This window comes from Streptomyces sp. NBC_01537 (genome assembly GCF_045040445.1).
GTDB lineage: Bacteria > Actinomycetota > Actinomycetes > Streptomycetales > Streptomycetaceae > Actinacidiphila.
This window is the reverse complement of the sequence record NZ_CP109392.1, coordinates 6,381,079-6,403,774: the sequence shown is the minus strand read 5'-3', so window position 1 is coordinate 6,403,774 and position 22,696 is coordinate 6,381,079. Positions and strand designations below refer to the sequence as shown.

At 70.6% G+C, this 22,696-nt stretch carries 20 protein-coding genes and 1 pseudogene; 9 read left to right on the top strand and 12 right to left on the bottom strand.

The window, feature by feature from the left end:
- Positions 1-24 precede the first annotated feature (24 nt).
- Positions 25-663, top strand: coding sequence for a TetR/AcrR family transcriptional regulator (locus tag OG607_RS29520; RefSeq protein ID WP_405729943.1), 639 nt, complete (start codon positions 25-27; stop codon positions 661-663).
- A 39-nt stretch (positions 664-702) separates the two neighbouring features.
- Here the strand turns inward: OG607_RS29520 and OG607_RS29515 are convergent, their stop codons facing one another.
- The 4 genes from OG607_RS29515 to OG607_RS29500 form a co-directional block, all read right to left on the bottom strand.
- A complete protein-coding gene (locus OG607_RS29515) occupies positions 703-1,470 on the bottom strand; it encodes a DedA family protein (protein ID WP_405729940.1) in 768 nt (255 codons plus the stop codon).
- Between the two features lie 200 nt (positions 1,471-1,670).
- On the bottom strand, positions 1,671-2,417 hold the full coding sequence (locus tag OG607_RS29510; RefSeq protein WP_329317643.1) for an SDR family oxidoreductase: 747 nt from the start codon (positions 2,415-2,417) through the stop codon (positions 1,671-1,673).
- 421 nt (positions 2,418-2,838) lie between these two features.
- Complete coding sequence (locus tag OG607_RS29505; protein WP_329317642.1) at positions 2,839-4,128, bottom strand: citrate synthase; 1,290 nt, start codon at positions 4,126-4,128, stop codon at positions 2,839-2,841.
- 132 nt (positions 4,129-4,260) lie between these two features.
- Complete coding sequence (locus OG607_RS29500) at positions 4,261-6,501, bottom strand: ATP-dependent RecD-like DNA helicase (protein WP_405729936.1); 2,241 nt, start codon at positions 6,499-6,501, stop codon at positions 4,261-4,263.
- 231 nt (positions 6,502-6,732) lie between these two features.
- On the opposite strand from OG607_RS29500, the gene OG607_RS29495 reads away from it, so the two are divergent.
- Positions 6,733-7,641, top strand: coding sequence for a ribokinase (locus tag OG607_RS29495; protein ID WP_405729933.1), 909 nt, complete (start codon positions 6,733-6,735; stop codon positions 7,639-7,641).
- Positions 7,642-7,707: 66 nt separating this feature from the next.
- Positions 7,708-8,109 carry a DUF937 domain-containing protein gene (locus OG607_RS29490; RefSeq protein ID WP_405729930.1) on the top strand — a complete coding sequence of 134 codons (402 nt, stop codon included), beginning with the start codon at positions 7,708-7,710 and terminating at the stop codon, positions 8,107-8,109.
- A 264-nt stretch (positions 8,110-8,373) separates the two neighbouring features.
- On the opposite strand, the gene OG607_RS29485 is transcribed toward OG607_RS29490, so the two are convergent.
- The 6 genes from OG607_RS29485 to OG607_RS29460 all read right to left on the bottom strand — a co-directional run bounded on the left by OG607_RS29485 (position 8,374) and on the right by OG607_RS29460 (position 14,433).
- Positions 8,374-9,216 (bottom strand): sugar phosphate isomerase/epimerase family protein, encoded by an 843-nt coding sequence (locus OG607_RS29485; RefSeq protein ID WP_405729927.1) that lies wholly within the window; start codon positions 9,214-9,216, stop codon positions 8,374-8,376.
- A 2-nt stretch (positions 9,217-9,218) separates the two neighbouring features.
- The gene (locus OG607_RS29480; protein ID WP_405729924.1) at positions 9,219-10,382 is read right to left on the bottom strand and encodes a dihydrodipicolinate synthase family protein; all 1,164 of its coding nucleotides are present in this window, start codon (positions 10,380-10,382) and stop codon (positions 9,219-9,221) included.
- Complete coding sequence (locus tag OG607_RS29475) at positions 10,379-11,536, bottom strand: Gfo/Idh/MocA family protein (RefSeq protein WP_405729921.1); 1,158 nt, start codon at positions 11,534-11,536, stop codon at positions 10,379-10,381. Before OG607_RS29475 ends, OG607_RS29480 begins: the two co-directional genes overlap by 4 nt.
- Before the next feature lie 121 nt (positions 11,537-11,657).
- On the bottom strand, positions 11,658-12,338 hold the full coding sequence (locus OG607_RS29470) for a cupin domain-containing protein (RefSeq protein ID WP_405729918.1): 681 nt from the start codon (positions 12,336-12,338) through the stop codon (positions 11,658-11,660).
- Positions 12,339-12,364: 26 nt separating this feature from the next.
- Positions 12,365-13,288, bottom strand: a complete 924-nt coding sequence (locus OG607_RS29465) for a PmoA family protein (RefSeq protein WP_405729915.1) — start codon at positions 13,286-13,288, stop codon at positions 12,365-12,367.
- A complete protein-coding gene (locus OG607_RS29460) occupies positions 13,285-14,433 on the bottom strand; it encodes a Gfo/Idh/MocA family protein (protein WP_405729912.1) in 1,149 nt (382 codons plus the stop codon). Before OG607_RS29460 ends, OG607_RS29465 begins: the two co-directional genes overlap by 4 nt.
- 176 nt (positions 14,434-14,609) lie before the next feature.
- Here OG607_RS29460 and OG607_RS29455 point away from each other — a divergent pair, with 176 nt between their 5' ends.
- The 3 genes and pseudogenes from OG607_RS29455 to OG607_RS29445 all read left to right on the top strand — a co-directional run.
- A complete protein-coding gene (locus OG607_RS29455) occupies positions 14,610-15,692 on the top strand; it encodes a LacI family DNA-binding transcriptional regulator (RefSeq protein WP_405729909.1) in 1,083 nt (360 codons plus the stop codon).
- Positions 15,693-15,798: 106 nt separating this feature from the next.
- Positions 15,799-16,707 carry a GNAT family N-acetyltransferase gene (locus tag OG607_RS29450; RefSeq protein ID WP_405729906.1) on the top strand — a complete coding sequence of 303 codons (909 nt, stop codon included), beginning with the start codon at positions 15,799-15,801 and terminating at the stop codon, positions 16,705-16,707.
- A gap of 10 nt (positions 16,708-16,717) precedes the next feature.
- Positions 16,718-17,395: pseudogene (locus OG607_RS29445) on the top strand (sugar phosphate isomerase/epimerase family protein); the annotation flags it as partial.
- Here the strand turns inward: OG607_RS29445 and OG607_RS29440 are convergent.
- Positions 17,385-18,365 carry an EamA family transporter gene (locus tag OG607_RS29440; protein WP_405737134.1) on the bottom strand — a complete coding sequence of 327 codons (981 nt, stop codon included), beginning with the start codon at positions 18,363-18,365 and terminating at the stop codon, positions 17,385-17,387. The pseudogene OG607_RS29445 and the gene OG607_RS29440 sit on opposite strands and share 11 nt — an antisense overlap.
- A 108-nt stretch (positions 18,366-18,473) precedes the next feature.
- Here OG607_RS29440 and OG607_RS29435 point away from each other — a divergent pair, with 108 nt between their 5' ends.
- The 3 genes from OG607_RS29435 to OG607_RS29425 all read left to right on the top strand — a co-directional run bounded on the left by OG607_RS29435 (position 18,474) and on the right by OG607_RS29425 (position 21,128).
- Positions 18,474-19,391, top strand: coding sequence for a LysR family transcriptional regulator (locus OG607_RS29435; protein WP_405729903.1), 918 nt, complete (start codon positions 18,474-18,476; stop codon positions 19,389-19,391).
- A 71-nt stretch (positions 19,392-19,462) separates the two neighbouring features.
- Positions 19,463-20,416, top strand: a complete 954-nt coding sequence (locus OG607_RS29430) for a hypothetical protein (RefSeq protein ID WP_405729900.1) — start codon at positions 19,463-19,465, stop codon at positions 20,414-20,416.
- Positions 20,417-20,507: 91 nt separating this feature from the next.
- Entirely contained in the window at positions 20,508-21,128 is a 621-nt protein-coding gene (locus tag OG607_RS29425) for a hypothetical protein (RefSeq protein ID WP_405729897.1), read from the top strand.
- Positions 21,129-21,206: 78 nt separating this feature from the next.
- Here the strand turns inward: OG607_RS29425 and OG607_RS29420 are convergent, their stop codons facing one another.
- Positions 21,207-22,619, bottom strand: coding sequence for a S28 family serine protease (locus tag OG607_RS29420; RefSeq protein WP_405729894.1), 1,413 nt, complete (start codon positions 22,617-22,619; stop codon positions 21,207-21,209).
- Positions 22,620-22,696 lie beyond the last annotated feature (77 nt).

Below are 22,696 nucleotides of genomic sequence, written 5' to 3'. Positions count from 1 at the left end.
AGTGATTGGGGCTTACACGTGTCCGTGTCCGATGAGCAGAAGCCGCGCCGCCGCCAGGCCCGCGGCGAGCGGCGCGTGGCTCAGCTTCTCGAGGCCGCGGCCGGCGTGTTCTGCAAGGTCGGGTACACAGCAGCGAGCACGAACGCGATCGCCCGCGAGGCAGGCGTCTCGCCCGGCACGCTCTACCAGTTCTTCCCCAACAAGGAAGCCATCGCCATCGAACTGGGCAGCACGCTCCACCACCGCATGCTGGAGGCCCACGGCGAGCTGTTCACCGCCGAGAACGCGGCGCTGCCGCTGGACCGGATGATCGACGTCATCGTCGACCCGTTCGTCGAGTTCAACTGCCAGAACCCGGTCTTCCTCGCCCTGGTCCGGGACAGCGACGTACCCGGTGCGCTCACCAAGGAGCACGACGCGCTGCACATCTCCCTGACCCAACGCGTCAACACGCTGCTCGGCCTGCGCGCACCGGCGCTCTCCCCGGCCGAACGGGCCCGCATCGCGGACATGGTCTTCGGGCTCTTCAAGGCCGGCCTCACCCTCGTACTCGCACGCGAGGACACCGAGCGCGACGCCTACATCGCCGAGCTCAAGAGCGCGCTGTACGGCTATCTCGCCCCACGCGTCGGCACCGAGGCGATGGCCGTCCCTCAGGCGTGACAAGGCCCGCCCCGGCAACAACTGGCGAAACATGACCCGTCAGGTCGGTTGCCCGCTGCCCGCGTTCGCGGCGCTCTTGATGCCGCCGGTGGACGCGGCCGGGGGCGACGGCACCACCGCGCCCGGCACCACAGCGCCCGGCACGACCGCGCCGCCGCCCGCCGCCACCACCAGCTCCGCTCCCTGTGTACTGCGGCCACGCCGCCGGGCGGCCCATTGCACGAGCCCGCCCAGAGCCGCGACCAGCAGCGAGACGCCGAGCCCCAGTCCGACCGCGTACAGCGAATTCGAGGTGGCGAGCCCGCCGAAGTAGCCCAGGCCCACCGAATACGTGGCCCAGACGCCCTCGGCGAGGCCGGCCCCGATGGCGTAGCGGCGGGCCGGATACCGCACGATCCCGGCCGCGAGGCCGCCGAAGAGCCGGCCGCTGGGCAGGAAGCGCACGCCGACGACGAACGGCACGCCATACCGCTGTATCCGTGAACTGGCCCATTCCAGGAGGGCCCGGCGGCGCGGCCGCCGGTAGAGCCGGGTGAGCACCCGGCCGCTGACCGCGCGGCCCATGCGGTGGATCAGCAGGTCACCGGTGAGAGCGCTGCCGGCCACCACCAGCAGGACCAGCGCGATACTGAGCCGCCCCTGGGCGGCCAGCACCCCGCCGGTGACCAGCAGAGCCGCATTGGGCACCAGCGGAGGCGCGGTGGTGGCTGCCAGCACCGCGTACGCCAGCATCACGTGACCGTCCCGCAGATACGCGTCCAGACCGGCCGTGAAGTCGAAGGACGACACAAGATGTGCAACGTCCACGCCGCCACCCCTCTTCCCGGTCTTCCCGGTTCCCCTCCCGGGCGCCCTGCTCAACGCTGACAGGCGCAGGACGGGGCGGGCAATCCGATTTAACAGGGATAGGGGCATTCCCAGGGGATTCCCAAGAAGCCGTCATCCTCAGGGCCCAGGCGCGGCGGCGCGGCTCGTCCCTGGGGAGTACGCCCCCTTCCGGGGAGCGGTCAACGGCCGAGCAGCTCGCCGCCGTTGCACTGCAGGATCTCGCCGGTGATGAAGCCCGCCTCCGGCGAGGCCAGAAAGACCACGGCGGCCGCGACATCGGCCGGGCGGCCCACCCGGCCGATCAGGGTGCGGCCGGCCCGCCGGGTCAACTCCGCGTCATTGAGCCGCGCGCCGAAGAACTCGGTTCCGGCGACCGTGCCGGGAGCGACCACATTGCAGGTCACGCCCTGGGGACCGAGCTGGGCGGCCAGGGAGTGGTTCCAGGCGTGCAGGGCGGCCTTGGAGGCCCCGTACGAGCCACCGCCGTGCATGGCGGCCACCGAGGTGACGGTGATCACCCGGCCGCCCTCGGGAAAGCGGTCGCGGGCGGATTCGGTCACCAGGACGGCGGTCAGCACATTGCGCTCGAAGTCGCCGCGCCAGCGGGCGAGCACCCCGTGCGGTCCGGCGCCGACCGCGAGCTCACGGCTGCCCGCGTTGTTGACCAGGACATCGATACGGCGCGGCAGCCGGTCAAGCACGGCCTCGACATCATCGGGATCGGCGAGATCGCAGGCCACCGGTGTCACATCGAGGTCGTATTTGGTACGTAGTTCTTCGGCCGTGGCCTGGAGCACCTCGCGGCGACGGCCGACGATGGTGACGTGGTCACCCGCCTCCGCGAACCGGGTGGCCACGGCCCGCCCGATGCCTGTCCCACCGCCGGTGACAACGACGTTCCGGCCCACACTCGCGTTCTCCGACATCACTCTCCGCCCCTCAAGGAGGGACAGCACGCTACGGGACGCGGTTCAGGACGCTTCATCGGGGGTCAATATCGGCGGAGAGGCACAGATCACGGTGGCTGGAACGTAACCTTTTGGTCTAGAGGCAGGTCTATCCGAGCGAAGACACCGGGCATCCGGCGGTCTCGGTGAGATGATGAGCGGGTTGTCTTTGGGGGACAGCCCGGTCGCATTGCCGGGACGAAGTGCCCGGAGAGCTTTGAGCGGCCCTCCCGGACGGCTTGGTCCTGTCAAGGCGAACGCACCCAAAGAACGCCCGGTACGGCCCCGTGGGGGGAGCCGCTCCGGGGAACGAGGGCGCCCCGTGTCCAACCCGTGGGGGGATTGGGCGCGGGGCGCTCCTCGTATGTCCGGAGGCGGTTGGCCTCCGCCGCGATTCGGGTCAGCGGCCCTCGACCGGAATGTAGTCGCGGATCTCGACGCCGGTGTAGATCTGGCGCGGGCGGCCGATGCGGGAGCCGGGCTCCTTGATCATCTCGTGCCACTGGGCGATCCAGCCGGGGAGCCGGCCGAGGGCGAAGAGCACGGTGAACATGGTGCTCGGGAAGCCCATGGCCCGGTAGATCAGACCGGTGTAGAAGTCCACGTTCGGGTAGAGGTTGCGCTGGATGAAGTACTCGTCGCTCAGCGCGTGCTCTTCGAGCTTGAGGGCGATGTCCAGCAGTTCGTCGGACTTGCCGAGCGCGGAGAGGACATCGTGCGCGGCCGACTTGATGATCTTCGCGCGGGGGTCGAAGCTCTTGTAGACCCGGTGCCCGAAGCCCATCAGCCGGACGCCGTCCTCCTTGTTCTTCACCTTGCGGATGAAGGAGTCGACATCGCCGCCGGAGGCCTGGATGCCTTCCAGCATCTCCAGGACACTCTGGTTGGCGCCACCGTGCAGGGGCCCCCAGAGGGCGTTGATGCCCGCGGAAATGGAGGCGAACAGGTTGGCCTGCGAGGAGCCGACCAGGCGCACCGTGGAGGTCGAACAGTTCTGCTCGTGGTCCGCGTGCAGGATGAGCAGCTTGTCCAGGGCGTCCACGACGACCGGGTTGAGCTCGTACTCCTCCGCCGGCACGGCGAACGTCATGCGCAGGAAGTTCTCGACGTAGCCGAGGTCGTTGCGCGGGTAGACGAAGGGGTGGCCGATGGACTTCTTGTACGCGTACGCCGCGATCGTCGGAAGCTTGGCGAGCAGCCGGATCGTGGAGAGGTAGCGCTGCTTCTCGTCGAACGGGTTGTGGCTGTCCTGGTAGAAGGTGGACAGCGCGCTGACGACCGAGGACAGCATCGCCATCGGGTGGGCGTCGCGCGGGAAGCCCTGGAAGAACCGTTTGACGTCTTCGTGCAGCAACGTGTGCTGGGTGATGTCGCCGCGGAAGACGGAGAGCTCGTCGACGGTCGGGAGCTCGCCGTTGATCAGCAGATAGGCGGTCTCCAGGAAGCTGCCGCGCTCGGCGAGCTGCTCGATCGGGTAGCCCCGGTACCGCAGGATGCCCTTCTCGCCGTCGAGGTAGGTGATCGCGGACTTGTAGGCCGCGGTGTTGCCGTAACCACTGTCCAGGGTGACCAGACCGGTGTCGGCACGCAGCTTGCCGATGTCGAAGCCGTTGTCGCCGACGGTTCCTTCGATCACCGGGTAGCGGTGCTCGTTGTCCCCGTAATGCACTACTACTGAGTTGTCGCTCACGTCATTCCCTCACCGACGTCGTGGCCTCTTCATCGAGGTTTCGAGGTGCCCTGACTACCCCTACTGTCCCCCATTTGGCACGACCTCGTGCACTCGGGGTCGCCCATAGGGTCGATCGCTGGCACCCAGTGCCTATTTTGCGGCCCCGGACAGCCGATGGTCGAGAGCCGTGAATCGCCGGCCCGCCGAGACCGTGCGGACCGCCTGGCCGATCGCCTTGCGCGAGCCGACCAGTACGACCAGCTGTTTTGCACGTGTGACGGCTGTGTAAAGCAGATTGCGCTGGAGCATCATCCACGCCCCCGTGGTGACGGGGATCACCACCGCCGGGTACTCGCTGCCCTGGGATCGGTGGATGGTCACGGCATAGGCGTGCGCCAGCTCGTCGAGTTCGTCGAAGTCGTACGCAATCTCCTCGTCCTCGTCGGTCAGGACCGTCAGCTTCTGCTCGACGGTGTCCAGCGAGGTGACGACGCCGACAGTGCCGTTGAAAACGCCGTTCGTCCCTTTCTCGTAGTTGTTTCTGATCTGGGTGACCTTGTCGCCCACGCGGAAGGTGCGGCCGCCGAAGCGCCGCTCGGGGAGATCGGGGCGAGCCGGGGTGACGGCCTGCTGGAGGAGTCCGTTGAGGACGCCCGCGCCGGCCGGGCCGCGGTGCATGGGGGCCAGGACCTGGATGTCCCGGCGCGGATCGAGGCCGAACTTCTGCGGGATGCGACGGGCGACGACATCGACGGTGAGCCGGCCGGCTTCCTCGGAATCCTCCTCGGGGAAGAGGAAGAAGTCGGGCAGGCCCTGGGTGACGGGCGAGAGCCCGGAATTGATCCGGTGGGCGTTGGTGACGACGCCGGACTGCTGGGCCTGCCGGAAGATCCGGGTGAGCCGGACCGCCGGGACCGGGCCGCTGTCGGCCAGCAGATCCCGCAGCACCTCACCCGCGCCGACGCTGGGGAGCTGGTCCACATCGCCCACGAAGAGCAGGTGAGCGCCCGGCGGCACCGCCTTGACCAGCTTGTTGGCCAGCAGCAGGTCCAGCATCGAGGCCTCGTCGACCACCACCAGGTCGGCGTCGAGGGGCCGGTCCCGGTCATAGGCGGCGTCCCCGCCGGGCTTGAGCTCCAGCAGCCGGTGCACGGTCGAGGCATCGGCGCCGGTCAGCTCGGCCAGCCGTTTGGCGGCCCGCCCGGTGGGGGCGGCGAGGATCACCTTGGCCTTCTTGGCCTGGGCCAGGGTCACCACCGACTTCACGGTGAAGGACTTGCCGCAGCCCGGCCCGCCGGTGAGGACCGCCACCTTCTCGGTCAGCGCGAGCCGCACGGCCTGCTGCTGCTCGGCCGCCAGATCCGCCCCCGTACGCTCGGCGAGCCAGGCCAGTGCCTTGTCCCACTCGACGTCCCGGAAGGCCGGCATCCGGTCCTCGGGGCCCCGCAGCAGCCGCAGCAGCGAACCGGCCAGGGAGATCTCGGCGCGGTGGAACGGCACCAGGTAGACCGCCCTGATCGGATCGCCGCCCTCCGGATCGGGCACAGCCTCGCGGACGACGCCCTCCTCCTTCGCCAGCTCGTCCAGGCAGTCGATCACCAGCCCCGTGTCGACCTGCAGCAGCTTCACGGCGTCGGCGAGGAGCCGCTCCTCGGGGAGGAAGCAGTTCCCGCTGTCCGTAGCCTGCGAGAGGGCGTACTGGAGCCCGGCCTTGGCCCTTTCCGGGCTGTCGTGCGGTATCCCGACGGCCTGCGCGATCCGGTCGGCGGTGAGGAAGCCGATGCCCCAGACATCGGCGGCCAGCCGGTAGGGCTGGTTCCTGACCACGGAGATCGATCCGTCCCCGTAGTTCTTGTAGATCCGGACCGCGATCGAGGTGGAGACTCCGACGCCCTGCAGGAAGACCATCACCTCCTTGATGGCCTTCTGCTCCTCCCAGGCTGCGCCGATGAGTTTGGTGCGCTTGGGGCCGAGCCCGGGGACCTCTATGAGGCGCTTGGGCTCGCCCTCGATCACTTCCAGGGTGTCGGTGCCGAAGTGCTCCACGATCCGGTCGGCGATCCGGGGTCCGATGCCCTTGATGAGCCCTGAGCCGAGATAGCGGCGGATGCCCTGGATGGTGGCCGGCAGGACGGTTGTGTAGTTCTCCACGGTGAACTGCTTGCCGTACTGCGCGTGGGAGCCCCAACGGCCCTCCATGCGCAGGGATTCGCCCGGCTGGGCACCGAGCAGCGACCCTACGACGGTCAGCAGATCGCCGCCGCCCCGTCCGGTGTCGACGCGGGCCACCGTGTAGCCGTTGTCCTCGTTCGCATAGGTGATCCGCTCCAGGACGCCCTCGACGACGGCCAGCTTGAACTCGCCCTTGGCCTCCCCCTTGAACTCCCCCACGGTCAGGGCCTCCTCCCCGCATCAGCGATCTGCTCCGAAGGTACCGCCGACCGCCGACAATCCGCCCGGCGCCTGTGGATAACTCCGTACGCCGGCCTGGCATCGAAGATTCCGTCTGCCGTCCGGAACCGGACGGTCCGATTCCGGGTCACCCGTCGAGCGCGGGATAGGATCCGGGGCGGTTCAAGGGCAAATGCCCCGCCCGATACCCGCGACCGTAAGGAAGCTTCGATGCACGGCTACGACCTGCTGGTCGTGGGGTCGGCCAACGCCGACCTGGTGATCGGCGTCGACCGCCGTCCGGCGGCCGGCGAGACGGTCCTCGGCACCGACCTGGTCACCCATCCCGGTGGCAAGGGCGCCAACCAGGCCGTCGCCGCCGCCCGCCTCGGCGCGCGCACAGCGCTCCTCGCCCGGGTCGGCGACGATGCGCACGGCAGCCTGCTGTCGGACTCACTGCGGACGGCCGGCGTCGACACGGCCACACTCCTGACCGGCGGCGCACCGACGGGGGTCGCGCTGATCACGGTGGACCCGAGCGGCGACAACAGCATCGTGGTGTCGCCGGGTGCGAACGGAAGGCTGTCGCCGGAGGACGTGCGCGCTGCGGACCGGCTGCTCACGGCCGCCCGGGTCGTGTCGCTGCAGCTGGAGATCCCCCTGCCGACGGTCGTCGCCGTGGTCGAAACCACGCATGCGCGTGTCGTCCTCAACCCGTCGCCGCCCGCACCGCTCCCGGTCGCGGTGCTCGCAGCCTGCGACCCGCTGGTCGTCAACGAGCACGAGGCCCGCTTCCTGCTGGGCGAGGATGCCGGGGAGACCCCGGAGGACTGGGCGTCGGCCCTGCTTGCCCTCGGCCCGCGCTCGGTGGTCGTCACCCTGGGCGCGGCCGGTGCGCTGGTCGCGGATCAGGACGGTGCGGTACGCATTCCCAGCATGCGCGTGCGGGCCGTCGACACGACCGGCGCGGGAGACGCTTTCACCGGCGCCCTGGCGTGGCGGCTCGGCGCCGGCGACGACCTGGAGACCGCCGCGCGCTTCGCGGTGCGGGTCGGGGCCGCCGCCGTCACCAAGGCGGGGGCGCAGGAGTCCTACCCCACCCTGGAAGAGGTGGAGGCGGTGACCGCGTCGGCCCGGTGAGGGTCGTACATCCTTACGGAGGCGGTCGGCGGGCCGAACGGGCGTTTCGCGCGTACCGTCCGGAACATGACCGACCGACCGCTGAAGGACGAGGTGCTGGACGAGCTGGGTGACGACCGGCTCGACGACATCGCCGGGCTGCTCCATGCCGACGCCGACGCCGCGCGGCACGTCGTGAGCGGCTCCGTGGCCTCGCTGACCGGGGTGCTGACCGACGACTCCCTGACACCGGGCGGCACGGCGGAGCTCTGCCAGGCCATCGCGCAGGCGGCCATGGAGCCCGAGCCCCGCTCGGGCGCCGACACGGTCGGGAGCGAGCTGGTCGGCGCGGTCCTGGGGAAGGTGGCCGAGCCTGCGGCGAGGGCGGTGGCGAAGAAACAGGGGCTGCCGGTGGAGGCGGTCGCCGGGGCGCTGGAGATCATCCTCCCCGTGACGGCGACCGTCCTCGCGAGGCGGGCCCGCGCGTAAGCCGCTGGGCAAGGCTGCCGGGCAAGGCGAAAGGGGTCCGGCTGAGCCGGACCCCTTAGGCGTTCCCCTCCCTAATGCGGTGCCCCGAGCCCCCCTCCGGCCACCGCTTTCTCCCCCCAGCATCAGGCCCCTGCGAGCCCCCTCCGGGGCCTGATGACATGTACGACCCATGTGCGCCCAGGAAGGTTGCACACCTCGCCAAAGAAATTTCAGAAATTTCTCAGCACCAGTCCGGAACCGGCTCAAGGGCAGGTCAGGGGCAGGTCAGAGCACGTGCTCGCAGTACCTCTCGGCGATCTCCGCCAGCGCCACGGCACCATCCTTCTCCCACAGGCGCGGGTTGAAGATCTCCACCTCGATGGCCCCGCCGAAACCGGTCGCGTCGACCTGCTCGCGATACCAGCGCAGATCGATGCTGCCGTCGCCGAGCTGGCCGCGGCCGAGCAGCACCCCCTCCGGAAGCGGAGTGATCCAGTCCGCGAGCTGGAAGGACGCGATACGGCCCCCCGCACCCGCCCGGGCGATCAGCTCGGCCACCTGGTCGTCCCACCAGATGTGATACGTGTCCACGACCACGCCGACCTGCTCCGCCGGGAACCGCTCGGCGATGCCCAGCGCCTGCCCGAGCGTGGAGACGACGCAGCGGTCGGACGCGTACATCGGGTGCAGCGGCTCGATCGCCAGCCGTACGCCCCGCTCGCCCGCGTACGGGGCGAGTTCGGCGATGGCGTCCGCCACGCGCTCACGGGCGGCCGCGATGTCGCGGTCACCGGCCGGGAGGCCCCCCGACACCAGGACGAGGGTGTCGGTGCCGAGAGTCGCGGCCTCGTCGATGGCCGTGCGGTTGTCGGCGAGAGCCGCCTCGCGCTCGTCCGGGTCGGAGGCGGTGAAGAAGCCGCCCCGGCACAGCGAGGTCACGGTCAGCCCGGCGTCCCGCACCAGCTTCGCCGCCGCCTCGACCCCGTACTCCTGGACGGGTGCCCGCCACAGGCCGATGCCGGTGATGCCGAGGGCGGTGACGCCCTCCACCAGTTCGGGGATGGAGAGCTGCCTGACCGTCTCCTGGTTGATGCTGAGCCGGCTCAGATCCCGATTGTCAGTGCTCACTGTCACACTCCGTACACAGAAAGAAACTGCCGGACCCGGGACCCGGCGAGTGCCGGATCAGGGAACAGGCCGATCCGGTCGGCCAGTTCGTACGCCCGGGCCAGGTGCGGAAGGGAGCGTGCCGAATGCAGACCGCCGACCATGGTGAAGTGCGACTGGTGGCCGGCCAGCCAGGCCAGGAAGACGACACCGGTCTTGTAATAGCGGGTCGGGGTACCGAACAGGTGGCGGGACAGCTCCACGGTGGGGTCGAGCAGGGCCCGGAAGCCGTCCTTGTCCCCGGTGTCCAGGACCCGCACGGCCTCGGCGGCGACCGGGGCCAGCGGGTCGAAGATGCCGAGCAGGGCGTGGCTGAAGCCCTGCTCGTCGCCCGCGATCAGCTCGGGGTAGTTGAAGTCGTCCCCGGTGTAGCAGCGCACGCCCTTGGGCAGGCGGCGACGCACGTCGATCTCGCGCTGGGCGTCCAGGAGCGACATCTTGATGCCGTCCACCTTGTCCGGGTGGGCCGCTATCACCTCCAGGAACGTGTCGGTCGCCGCGTCCAGGTCCTCGCTGCCCCAGTAACCCGTCAGTGCCGGGTCGAACATCGGGCCCAGCCAGTGCAGGACCACCGGCTCGGCCGACTGGCGCAGCAGATGTCCGTAGACCTCCAGATAGTCCTCCGGCCCCTTGGCCAGCGCCGCCAGGGCGCGCGAGGCCATCAGGATGGCCTGCGAGCCGGACTCCTCGACGACGGCCAGCTGCTCCTCGTACGCGGCCGTGACCTCGGCCAGGGTCGCGGCGGGCCCGGTCAGCTGATCGGTGCCCACGCCGCAGGCGATCCGCCCGCCGACCGCCTTCGCCTCGGCGGACGACCGGCGGATCAGCTCCGCCGCGCCCGCCCAGTCCAGGCCCATGCCGCGCTGCGCGGTGTCCATCGCCTCGGCCACGCCGAGCCCGTTGGCCCACAGATGGCGGCGGAAGGCCAGGGTGGCGTCCCAGTCCACGGCCGCCGGCTCGTCCGGGGCCGTGCGGAACGGGTCGGCGACGACGTGGGCGGCCGAATAGACGATCCGGCTGCGCAGCGGGCCATCGGCTCGGGTGGCCCCGGTGGCGTACGACGCGGGCTCCGTGCGTGGCTCGTACGCGTACAGCTCGCCGTTCTCCAGAGGAAGGAGGATGCTCACAGGCTCAGCTCCGGCACGTCGAGACGGCGGCCCTCGGCCGAGGACTTCAGGCCCAGCTCGGCGAGCTGCACGCCGCGGGCGCCGGCCAGCAGGTCCCAGGTGTAGGGCTCGTCGAGGTAGACGTGGCGCAGGAAGAGCTCCCACTGCGCCTTGAAGCCGTTCTCGAATTCGGCGTTGTCCGGGACTTCCTGCCACTGCTCACGGAATGTCTCCGTCGCCGGGATGTCCGGGTTCCACACCGGCTTCGGCGTCGCCGAACGGTGCTGCACCCGGCAGTTGCGCAGGCCGGCCACGGCTGAGCCGTGCGTGCCGTCGACCTGGAACTCGACGAGCTCGTCGCGGTTGACCCGGACCGCCCAGGAGGAGTTGATCTGGGCGATCGCGCCGCCGTCGAGCTCGAAGATGCCGTAGGCGGCGTCATCGGCCGTCGCGTCGTACGGCTTGCCCTGCTCGTCCCAGCGCTGCGGGATGTGCGTCGCGGTCAGCGCCTGCACGGTGCGGATCCGGCCGAACAGCTCGTTCAGCACGTATTCCCAGTGCGGGAACATATCGACCACGATGCCGCCGCCGTCCTCGGACCGGTAGTTCCAGGACGGCCGCTGGGCCGCCTGCCAGTCGCCCTCGAACACCCAGTATCCGAACTCGCCCCGGATGGAGAGGATCTGCCCGAAGAATCCGCCGTCGATCAGTCGCTTCAGCTTGAGCAGGCCCGGGAGGAAGAGCTTGTCCTGTACGACCCCGTGCTTCACGCCTGCGGCGGTGGCGAGGCGGGCGAGCTCCAGCGCGCCCTCCAGACCGGTGGCCGTCGGCTTCTCCGTGTAGATGTGCTTGCCGGCGGCGATGGCCTTCCGGATCGCCTCCTCACGGGCGGCGGTGACCTGCGCGTCGAAGTAGACATCCACGGTCGGGTCGGCGAGGACCGCGTCCACGTCCGTGGAGACCAGCTCCGGGTCCAGCCCGTGCTTCTCCGCGAGCGCGCGCAGCGCGTACTCCCGGCGGCCCACGAGAATCGGCTCGGGCCACAGCGTCGTGCCGTCACCCAGGTCCAGCCCGCCCTGTTCACGGATCGCGAGGATCGACCGGACGAGGTGCTGGCGGTAGCCCATGCGGCCGGTGACGCCGTTCATGGCGATCCGCACTGTCTTGCGTGTCACGTGGGGTTCCTCTCGATCGACCGGCCCCGGGCCGATAGCAAGCGCTTTCTTACTGCTCAGAGTAACCGGGGTCGAACGAGTTCGACAAGGGTCCATGGCCGTGGGCAAGCGCTTGTGACTGCTACGGCGCATCCAGCGTGTATTCGTCCCTGCGCCCGCACATGCCGTAGCCGTCGCGCCGCGAGGGGCCCGTGACCGCGACGACCGCGGCGGCGAGATGAGCGGGGTCTGCGCCCGCGAGGGCGGCGAGGTGTGCGCCGGTGCGCTGGGCGGCGGCGAGGGGACCCGTGCGCCAGGGTGCCTCCCAGGAAGGGACCTTGGGGGCGACGAGGCGGGCGGCGGCGCGGTGGAATTCGAGCAGCGGCTTGGGGTCGCCATCGGCCAGAGCGGCCCGGAGGACGAGGTAGCCCTCGACGGCCAGGTCACGGCGCCGCCGGGCGGCGGACGCGTCGGCAGGGGGCGCCGCGGCACGCGCGTACGCCTCGGGGTCGGCCAGCAGGTCGGCCGGGAAGGTGAAGACGGCGTCGCCGGCCTCGGGGAGGCCCGAGTTCTCCATGAGGACGGTGACGCGCAGACCGTCGCCCTCGACCATGCGGTGGACGGTGCCAGGGGTGAACCAGACCAGGGAGCCTGCCTCCAGCGGGGTGTCGCGGTACCCCTCGCCGACGGTCAGGGTCTGGACGGAGCCGAGGCCTCCGGTCACGACGTACGCCTCGGTGCAGGCCAGATGCATGTGCGGGCTTCCCCCGCACACCCCGTCGGCCGCTTCCCAGTCGTACGGCCGCAGATGCGACAGACCCACCGCCCCCGGCAGCGGAGGCCGGGGGGTTACCACGGCAGGCCCTTCAGATAGGCCTCCGTGCGTTCCGCGTCCCAGGCGCCGTCGGCGACGACGATCCGGTAGCGGTAGGCGAAGGACTCGCCGGGCGGCAGTTCGAATTCCTCGTGGAAGGCCCAGGAGATGGCGACGGTCGGGGTCGGCTGCTCGCGTACGAACCAGTGGGACTCGTGGATGGCCTCCGCGTTCTCCGGGGCGTGTGCGAAGACGAGCGTGGACGACGCGTCGACCTCGTCGTGGAGCGTGCTGAAGGAGAGCCAGGGCGCCTGGCGCCCCATGGTCTGCGGCTCGCCCGTGAGGCCACCGCCGGCGAGCACCGTGCCGTCGGTGAAGTCACGGGGACCGCGCCAGTGGAGGCCGGTGTAACCCGCCATCTCCCGCCCGGCGGTCGTCGGGCTGCCGAAACGCAAGGGCTCGGTCCTCGCGTTCGTGAGGTGGATGGACCAGTCGAGGACCCAGGCGCCTTCGGCCTGGTCGAACGAGTGCAGGACCAGCTCGCGGCGCTCGTCGGCATAGTGCTCGCCGCTGTTCGCGAGCCAGCTCAGCCGCTCGCCGATGCGCAGGCGGTCACCCTCGGCCTCGATCGCCTCGAAGCCGTCATGCCGCATCGAGCCGATCCGCTCGGGCACCTCCACGTAGCCCTGCTCGGGGGAGAGATAGGAGTTGCCGCCCCAGAAGTTCTGCCCGGACAGGTGACTCGCGGTCATCTGGAGACCCTTGTGCCAGCGGTGGTCGTTGGGCCGGTAGGCCGTGACGGTCCGCCCGGCAAGGGTGCGCAGCGGGTGCGCGTAGGGCTTGCGCGATTCGAAGGCGACGGGATCGGGCCGGTAGACGTACCGCAGGACCTCGACGCCGGCCGCCTCCACCGAGATCTGCTCGCCGTGGATGTGGGTGACACGGATCGGGTCGCTCATGAGGCCTCCTCCGGCTTCGGTTCGAACTGCTTCGGGGCCCACTGCGGGTGCCCCCCGTGCAGGTGGCTGTAGTACGGGTCGCCAGGGCCGATCTCGCCCTTGTGTACCGGCTGCCCGGTGAACGCGGACTTGTAGAGCGCGGCCACGAATTCCAAGCTTGTCCTGCCGTCCAGGCCCGACGCACGCGGCCGGCGGCGCTGCGCCATCGCGTCGAGAAGTTCACCGATCTGGGCGATGTGCGAGCTCGGGACGTCGTTGGCGGGGGTGCGCCAGCGCTCGACGCGGGCGTGGTCGGAGGCGACTGCGCGAGCCGGTGTGTAGCGCCAGTCTCCGTTCCGGTGGCCGTACAGATGTGTCAGCTCGACGGTCGCGTCCGCGCAGTCGATACGGATTCGGCTCACCTCATCCGGTGAGTGGACGCTGTTGACGACGGTGCCGAGGGCGCCGCCCGGGAAGCGGACGGTGGCGACGGAGACGTCCTCGGTCTCCACGTCGTGGACGAGGCGGGCGGCCATCGCCCGCACTTCCTCCCAGTCGCCGAGCAGGTCCAGCATCAGGTCGATCTGGTGGATGCCATGGCCCATGGCGGGCCCGCCGCCCTCGCTGGCCCAGGTGCCGCGCCAGGGGACGGCGTAGTAGGCGGCGTCGCGGTGCCAGGTCGTCTGGCAGTGGACGACGCGGGGGGCGCCGAGCTCACCGGCGGCGAGCAGCTCACGGGCGTGAACGGCGCCCGAGCCGAAGCGGTGCTGGAAGACGATGGCGGCGTACGGTCCCGATTCCGTCCCCTCCGCCGCCATGATCTCGTCGTACTCCTGGAGCGACAGGCACGGCGGCTTCTCGCACAGCACCCAGGCCCCGGCGCGCAGCGCGGCGACCGTCTGATCGCGGTGAAAGGCCGGCGGGGTGCCGATGAGGACGAGGTCCGGGCGCTCCGTGGCGAGCATGGCGTCGAGATCGGTGTAGCCGGTGACGCCGGGACCGGCGGTCTCGCAGAATGTCTTGAGCCGGTCCGTGTCGATGTCGACCGCCGCGACGAGCTCGACGCGGTCGGCATGGACCCGTAGCGCCGGCAGGTGGGAGTCGCTGACGATGGCGCCGGTGCCGACGACGGCGGCACGGATTCGGGGGGCGGGGGCGGCTGGCACGGGCGGCTCCTCGGCCTCGACAGTAAGCGCTTGCACGTAGAGTGACCCTAGGCGTGCCGCGGCCGTCCGACAAGGCCCCGCGTGCAGGCCGCTCCCTGGCCGGGCCCGCGAGGTGAGAGCATGTGCCGCTACGGGCGGAGGGCCCGGGTAGAGATCGACCCGGAGGATCAGAAGCGATGGCAGTGACCCTGGCCGACGTCGCAGCGCGCGCCGGAGTGTCCGCGGCGACCGTGTCGCGCGTACTCAACGGCAACTATCCCGTCGCGGGCAGCACAAAGGAGCGGGTGCTGAGGGCCGTCGAAGACCTGGACTACGTGGTGAACGGGCACGCCCGGGCACTGGCGGCCTCGACCTCCGACCTGGTCGGAGTGCTGGTCAACGACGTGGCCGACCCCTTCTTCGGACTGATCGCCAGCGCCGTACAGGGCGAGATCAGCGAGTCGGACTCCCCCGTCGGCGGCAAGCTCGCCGTGGTCTGCAACACCGGCGGCTCCCCCGAGGCCGAGCTGAACTACCTCACCCTGCTCGAGCGGCAGCGCGCCGCCGGCGTCGTCCTGACCGGCGGCGCGGTGGAGGGCACCGAGCACACCGCGGCCGTCGCCGTCCGGCTGGCCCGGCTCGCCGCCTCCGGTACGCGGATCGTGCTGTGCGGGCGGCCGCCGCTGACACCGCTCGCGGAGGAGGTCATAACAGTGGCCTTCGACAACCGTGGCGGCGCCCAGCGCCTCACCGAGCATCTGCTGGGGCTCGGGCACCGCCGGATCGGATACGTCGCCGGGCCCGCCGAGCGCACCACGACCCGGCACCGGCTCGAAGGGCACCGCGCGGCCCTGGCCGAGGCGGGGCTCGGCGGCTCGCCGGAGCAGCAGGAACGGCTCACCGTCCACGGCTACTACGACCGGTCCTCCGGCTACGACGCCGCGCTGGAGCTGCTGCGGCGCGAGCCCGGGCTCACGGCGGTCGTCGCCGCGAACGACACGGTCGCGCTCGGCGTCTGCGCGGCACTGCGGGACCAGGGGCTGCGGATTCCGGAGGATGTTTCGGTGGCGGGCTTCGATGACCTGCCGTTCAGCGTGGACGCGGTACCGGCGCTCACCACCGTACGGATTCCGCTGCAGGAGGCGGGGGCCCGGGCGGGGCGGCTGGTCATGGGGCGCCAGGCTCCGCCGCCGGGTGGGGTGGCCACGGTCCGCACGGAGCTGATGGTGCGGGCTTCGACGGCGGCGCCGCGTGTCGTCGGCACTGGAGGCGCCGCCTAGGGCTTGCGCCTTCCGCGAGTACCTGGGTCGGACCCTCCGCGCCATTGGCGACCACCGGTTGAGACGATACCTTTGACAGAGTCAAAGGTATCGGGAGGTGGGGCCCGTGCAGGAGATCCGTGAGTTCAACCGCTTCTACACGAACCTGATCGGCGCTCTGGATTACAGCCGCAAGTTGCACACGCCGTACACGCTGACCGAGGCGCGCGTGCTGTACGAGCTCGCACGCAGCAGTGGGATGGACGCCGCCGACCTGCGGACCGAGTTGTCCGTGGACGCGGGCCAGCTGAGCAGGATGCTGGCGAAGTTCGAGGAGCGGGGGCTCGTGAGCCGTACGCAGTCCGCGCAGGACGCGCGGCGGCAGCGGGTCGAGCTGACCGGGGGCGGCCGGGAGACGGCGGCACTGCTGGATGAGCGTGCGCAGGACGCGGTCGCGGTGATGGTGGGTGGGCTGGCGGCCGAGGAACGGCGGCGGCTGACAGAGGCGATGCGTACGGTGCGCGAGGTGCTGGGGGACGCGCGGCGGCCGCAGGCCGAAGTACGCATGCGCAAGCCGCGTCCCGGGGATCTGGGGTGGGTCATACAGCGCAATGCGCAGGTGTACACCACGGAGTTCGGCTGGAACGACGAGTACGAGGCCTTGGTGGCGCGGATCGTGGCGGACTTCGCGGCGGACTTCGACCCGGAGCACGAGGCGGCGTGGATGGCGGAGCTGAACGGCGAGCCGGCCGGGTGGGTGATGTGCGTGAGGGACGGCTCTCCGGAGACGGCCCGTTTGCGGCTGCTACTGGTGGAACCCGGGGCGCGGGGGCACGGGATCGGAAAGCGGCTGGTGGAGGAGTGTGTCGGCTTCGCGCGGGCTGCGGGGTACCGGGAGCTGGTGCTGTGGACGAATGACGTGCTCGTCGCGGCGCGCAGGATCTATCAGGAGGCGGGCTTCGAGCTGGTCAAGGAGGAGCCGCACCACAGTTTCGGGCAGGATCTGATCGGCCAGGACTGGCGGCTCGTGCTGTAGCGTCCGCCGCGTGAAGCTCGCGTTCTCGACTCTCGGCGTACCTGGTCTTCCGGTTCATGACGTGGCGCGGCTCGCCGCCGGCCACGGGTTCCACGGGGTGGAACTGCGGGCGGCGGGCGATGAGGAGCCTGTCCATGTCGGTTTGACGGCTGCTCAGAGGGCGGAGGCAGCCGCCGAGTTCGGCCGTGCCGGGATCGAGGTGACGGGAATCGCGTCGTACGCGAAGGCCGCGGCGCCCGGCGACGACGAGCCGGTGCTGACGGATATCCGTGCGCATGTGGACCTCGCGGCGGATCTGGGGGCTTCGTACGTACGGGTGTTTCCCGGGGCCGGTCCGTCCGCCGGTCCGGAAGCGGATGTCATCGCCGCTCGGCGGCTCGCGGCGGCAGCTCCGTATGCGGCCGAGCGGGGCGTACGGGTGCTGCTGGAGACCCACGACTCGCATGCGGCGGGCGCCGATGTGGCCCGGGTGCTGGGGCTGGTAGGGCATCGGGGGGCGGGCGCGCTGTGGGATGTGATGCATACGTGGCGGGCGGGTGAGCAGCCGGCCGCCACGTACAAGGCACTGGCGCCGTATCTCGGATACGTGCAGGTCAAGGACATCGGGTCGGCCGGGGACACGACGCCGCTGGCGCTGGGGGCCGGGGTGCTGCCGCTGGCGGAGACGGTGGAGGTGCTCAGCCGGGCGGGCTGGGACGGCTGGTTGTGCTGGGAGTACGAGAAGCGCTGGTACGAGGGAGTGCCGGAACTGGCCGGGCTGCTGGGGTCTGGGCGGGAGCATCTGCTGCGGCTGCTGGACGATTCGGCTTGAGCTTCAGCGAGGTGACGGCGACGCCGCCGACGAGGAGGACGGCCGCGCCCCAGCGGAGCGGGCTGACGGTCTCGCCGAGGAAGAGGGCTGCCGAGGACATGCCGAACACGGGGACGAGGAGCGAGAAGGGGGCCACGGCGGAGGCGTCGTAGGTGCGCAGCAGGAACCCCCAGACGCCGAAGCCGAAGACGGTGGTGACCCAGGCGACGTAGACGATGGCGCCGGCGCCGCTCCAGTCGAGCGCGCGCAGGGCGTCGAGGTCCGCGCGCGGGCCCTCGAAGAGGAGGGAGAGGGCGAGCAGGGGCAGCGGGGGGATGAGGCTGACCCAGACCATCCAGCTGAGGGCGTCGGGCGGGGCGGCCTTGCGGGTGAGGACGTTGGACACGCCCCAGAAGGCGGCGGCCGCGATGACCAGCGCGAAGGCGCCGAGCGGGCCCGAGGCGCCTTCGTCGACGGCGGCCAGGGCGATGCCGCCGAAAGCCACGGCCATGCCGATGAGACGGGTGCGGCCGGGGCGTTCGCCCAGGAGGGTGATGGCCAGGAGCGCTGTGAAGACGGCCTGGATCTGCAGGACGAGGGAGGAGAGCCCGGCTGGCATGCCCTGGTTCATGCCGATGAAGAGCAGGCCGAATTTGGCGACGCCGAGGGAGAGTCCGACGAAGACGACCCAGCGAAGGGCGACCTTGGGGCGGGGGACGAAGAAGACAGCCGGCACGGCGGCGACGAGGAAGCGCAGTGCGCAGAAGAGCAGCGGCGGGAAGTGGTCGAGCCCGATGTCGATGACCACGAAGTTGACGCCCCAGAGGGCGGCGACAAGGACGGCGAGGCAGAGGTGGGAAGGGCGCAGGGCGGTCGGCGATCGCATGGGGCCAGCTTCACGGCAGCGTAGTGTTTAGCACCAGCAATGATTTCTGCACTGTTGGATTAACGCCTGCTGAAATGTGGTGATGAACCCGTGCTCGATCTGGCCCGTCTGCGCGCGCTGCACGCCGTGCATGCGCATGGCTCGGTCGGTGCGGCCGCGGCCGCGCTGGGATACACGCCGTCGGCCGTGTCGCAGCAGATCTCCAAACTGGAGCGGGAGACCCGGACCCGGCTGCTGGAACGGCAGGGGCGCGGAGTCGCGCTGACCGACGCCGCGCAGTTGCTGGTCGCCACCGCGCGGCAACTGATGTCGCTGGTGGAGGAGGCCGAGGTGGCGCTGGAGGAGCAGCGCGGCCGGCCTGCCGGACGGCTGACGGTGGCCGCCTTCCCCACGGCGGCGTGCGGGCTGCTGCCCGGGGTGCTGGCCGAACTGACAGCCGCTCACCCCTCCCTGGAGTTGCGGCTGATGGAGGTCGACCCGCATCTGTCGGTGGACCTGGTGGCGCGGGGCGTGGTGGACCTGGCGGTGGCGCACGACTGGGACATCGCACCGCTGCCGGCCCCCGACGGGCTGGAGCGGGCGGTGATCGGTGACGACCGGTGCGATGTGCTGGTGCCGGCCGGGCACCGGCTCGCCGCGCGTGCGGCCGATGGCGGTTCGGTCGCGCGGGAGGACCTCGCCGACGAGCGGTGGATCTGCCAGCCGCCGGGGACGGTGTGCCACGACTGGCTGGTGCGCACGCTGCGCGAGACCGGCACGGAGCCAGATCTGGCGTTTCAGGTGGCGGAGTACCAGACGCAGTTGGCACTCGTCGGCGCCGGGCTCGGGATCGCCCTGGTGCCCAGGCTCGGGCGCGGGCCGCTGCCGGACGGTGTGGTCGTGGTGGCGCTGGAGCCGACGCCGGTGCGCAGGCTGCACGCGCTGTGGCGTACGGGGGCGTCGAGGCGCCCGGCGATCACGGAGGCGGTCCGCGTGTTGCGTGCGCGATGGGAGCCGGAAAAGGCCTGATGGCCGACCATGGACAGATGGCATCGATGGAACCGACTGCGAGCCGTCCCCGTCCAACCGGCATGCTGCTGGTGAGTCTCCGCAGAGCGGTGTCGGTAACGCTGCTGGCTGCGTCGCTGACAACCCTCTCCGCCGCCTGCGGCCGGCAGCAGCCCGCCACCGGTGCGCCCCCCTCCGACAGCGCCGGTGGCGGCCCCACCACTTCGGCCCCGCCTTCCGGATCGTCTTCACCTTCGGCGTCGGCCTCGTCGTCGGCCTCCTCGTCGGCTTCGGCTGTCTTCCGCCTGGTGCATCTGGCCACGACGACCCGCAGCGTGCCCGACGTGCACACCGTGCTCGACAGCGAGGGTGATCTGGCCCGCTTCCCGGGCTACTTCGCGAAATCCGCCCCCGAGATCGCCAAGGCGATCACGGCCAAGGCCTCGAAGACCGACTTCTCGCGCAACGTGCTGGTCGGATGGTCGAGGACCACCGGATGCAGCGCGGCCACTGACGCGGCCCTGTTCATCGACGCGAAGCAGCGCCTGTTCCTCGGGATCCAGCAGCCCCAGCCGCTGCCTGAGTGCTTCGCGGCCAATCATGTCGTCACGGTCTTCGAAGTGCCGCGGACCAGCCTGCCGGACAACCCCCGCTTCGCCCAGGAGACGAACGAGAAGGCCGATCCACCGGGCCCGGGCAGGACCGTGGCCTTCACCAAGCTGGACCGGGTGCCGGACGGGGCAACAACGAACGAACGCGGCACCGATGTCACTCGGACGGGTGAACTGAATGCGTTCCTCTCGCAGTTGTCGCGCAACGGCGCGGCCACCGTGCGCAAGCAGCTCGCCGCGCACCCGGCCCTCCACGGCGAGCGGCGTATCGCCTACATCCTGTCGAGCTGCAGGCCTACGGGGGCGGCTCTGCTGATCAGCCCGGGCCTGACCACGGTCAGCGCGGTACCGACCGGCGACGAGAACATCCGCTGCCTGCGCGCGCAGCATTACGCGGCCGTGATCGCCGTCGCCGGGAGTCTGCTGCCCGCGTGACGCCCTCCCGCCTCGCGCCGTATCCTCACGAAAAGGGTGCGGTGGATCATTTGCACCCGGGGGATGCAAATGGTGTTCACAGGGGGCGGGCATGCGCATTTGTGCGGTTTCCGGACAGATCTTGGGCGCGGCATGGCTGGCCGCCATCCTGCTGGCCGCCTGCACCCCCGCCCCCGGCGGGACCGGCAGCGGTGCCGCAGGGCAGTCGGGCAGCCCGTCGCGGAGTACGGGTGACAGTGTCTTCCTGGCCAAGGGCGAATGCGCGGCAGCCGATCCGGTCGGCGCGTATCGCGAGGTGGACTGCTCCGATCCGGCGGCCACCGCGCGCGTGACGTCCCGGCTGTACGGGCTGCTGCCGCCCTCGCCCACCCCGTCCGCTCTCTCGCGTGCGGGCGACCGGTGCCCGGAGACCACCGACTTCGTTCTCACCGTCTCCGCCGGCCGTCCCCAGGGCTACGCCTGCATGCGCAACCTCGACTCCCCGCATCCGGGCGACCCCGGATCGGGCGGCGGCCCCCGCACGATCACCGGCGACTGCGTATACGCCGCACGCGCAGGCCAGGTCCGCGAGACCGCCTGCGACGGCACGCGCAAGAACAAGCCGCAATACCGGATCACCGCGATCGCTCCGAAGCGGTCCGGCTGCCCGGCCGGGACGGCGCTCTTCGTCAGCCTGGGACCGGCGGGCATGGGGTGCGCCCGCCGGCTGTGACCAGGCTTCAGGAGTCAGGAGTCAGGGCACCAGGCATCGGTCATCGGTCATCAGGCATCAGGCATCAGGCATCAGGCATCAGAAGGGGTGCCGGTCCAGAACCTCGCTGCGCATGTCGAGTTCCGCGTCGTACGCCGCCAGTGGCCTCGCCGTGTCCGGATCGGCCTGTACGGGAGCCGGGGCGACCCCCGCCCACTCCAGCACCTCCGCCGTGGCCAGCGCCCTGTCGTCCGCCGTCAGCTTGGAGATGTTCGCCCCGTGGTTCGCGCCGGGGGCCCACATCACGTACGAGTCCGACGCGCCGCGGCCGAGGTGGAAGGGCTCGGCGCCCCACGGGTCGTTCTGGCCGTAGACGAAGAGCATCTGCCGGGCGTGGTGCCGCACCCAGGTGTCGATGTCGCGCATGGCGGCCGGCTGGAACCTCATCGGGATGGAGCGCGGCACGTAGGAGCGCGGCTGGTAGATGCCCGGGTAGCGCAGCAGGCCGGCCAGGTGCGGGGTGGCGAAGGTGGGCGCGCCCAGCTGGGTGCCCGCCTGGTAGAGGTACGGCGTGTAGTACTCCAGCCCCTGGTCGGTGTAGAAGTCGAAGCCCGAGACGGTGTCGATGAAAGTGTAGAGGTCGTCGGTCGGCGCGGTGGCGGCGGGCACGTCGGCGCACTCCGCCGCCAGGTGGTACTGCCAGAAGGCCCACACCAGGTCCAGGATCACGTTTTCGTAGGCCTTGTCGGCGCTGCCGACGGTGGTGAAGGTGAGGCCGTTGTCGTCGGCGTACTTCTGGTAGCGGGCGACGATCTCGTCGCGGCGTACGAGCGCTTCGCGCTGCACCGCGTCGAGGCGGTCGCGGCAGTCGGCGGTGCCGACCTGCTCGAAGAAGCGGGTGTAGGCCGAGTCCTCGTCGTTCACCACGTCGTTGGGCGCGACGTAGGCGACGGTGCCGTCCATGTCGTGGGGGTAGAAGCGCCGGTAGTAGGTGGCGGTCATGCCGCCCTTGCTTCCGCCGGTGTCGATCCAGTTGCGGTGGTAGACGGCGTCCAGCGCGCGGAAGATGCGGTGCTGGTCGCTGGCCGCCTGCCAGATGTCGAGCTTCGACCAGTCGGCGGGGTCGGGGCGGGAGGGGGTGAAGAAGCGGTACTCCATGGAGACCTGGTTGCCGTCGACGATCTGGGTCGGTTCGCGGCGGGCGGGGGTCGTGGAGAGTCCGTAGCCGGAGGTGTAGAAGACCGTGGGCCGGTCGGCGGACTTGTGCAGCACGGTGATCCGCTGCTGGAAGGTGCCCTTGGAGGGGTGCCGGTGGTCCACCGGCTGTGTGTAGTTCAGTACGAAGAAGCGGTAGCCGTCGACCGGCTTCTCCTCGATCAGGCTCATCCCGGGTATCGCCAGGATCCGTTCCTTGATGTCGGTGCCGGTGGCCGCTGTCGCGGTGGTGGCCCCGCCTCCCGCCATGCCTGTCAGCAGCACCAGTGCCAGCAGCCATCTGAGCGCCTTGCGCATGCACCCTCCCCTGGGTTCACAGGCTTCGCACATGAACCTAGGAGGAGCAAGTCGCCCTCCGCCAGAGCGCGTTCAGG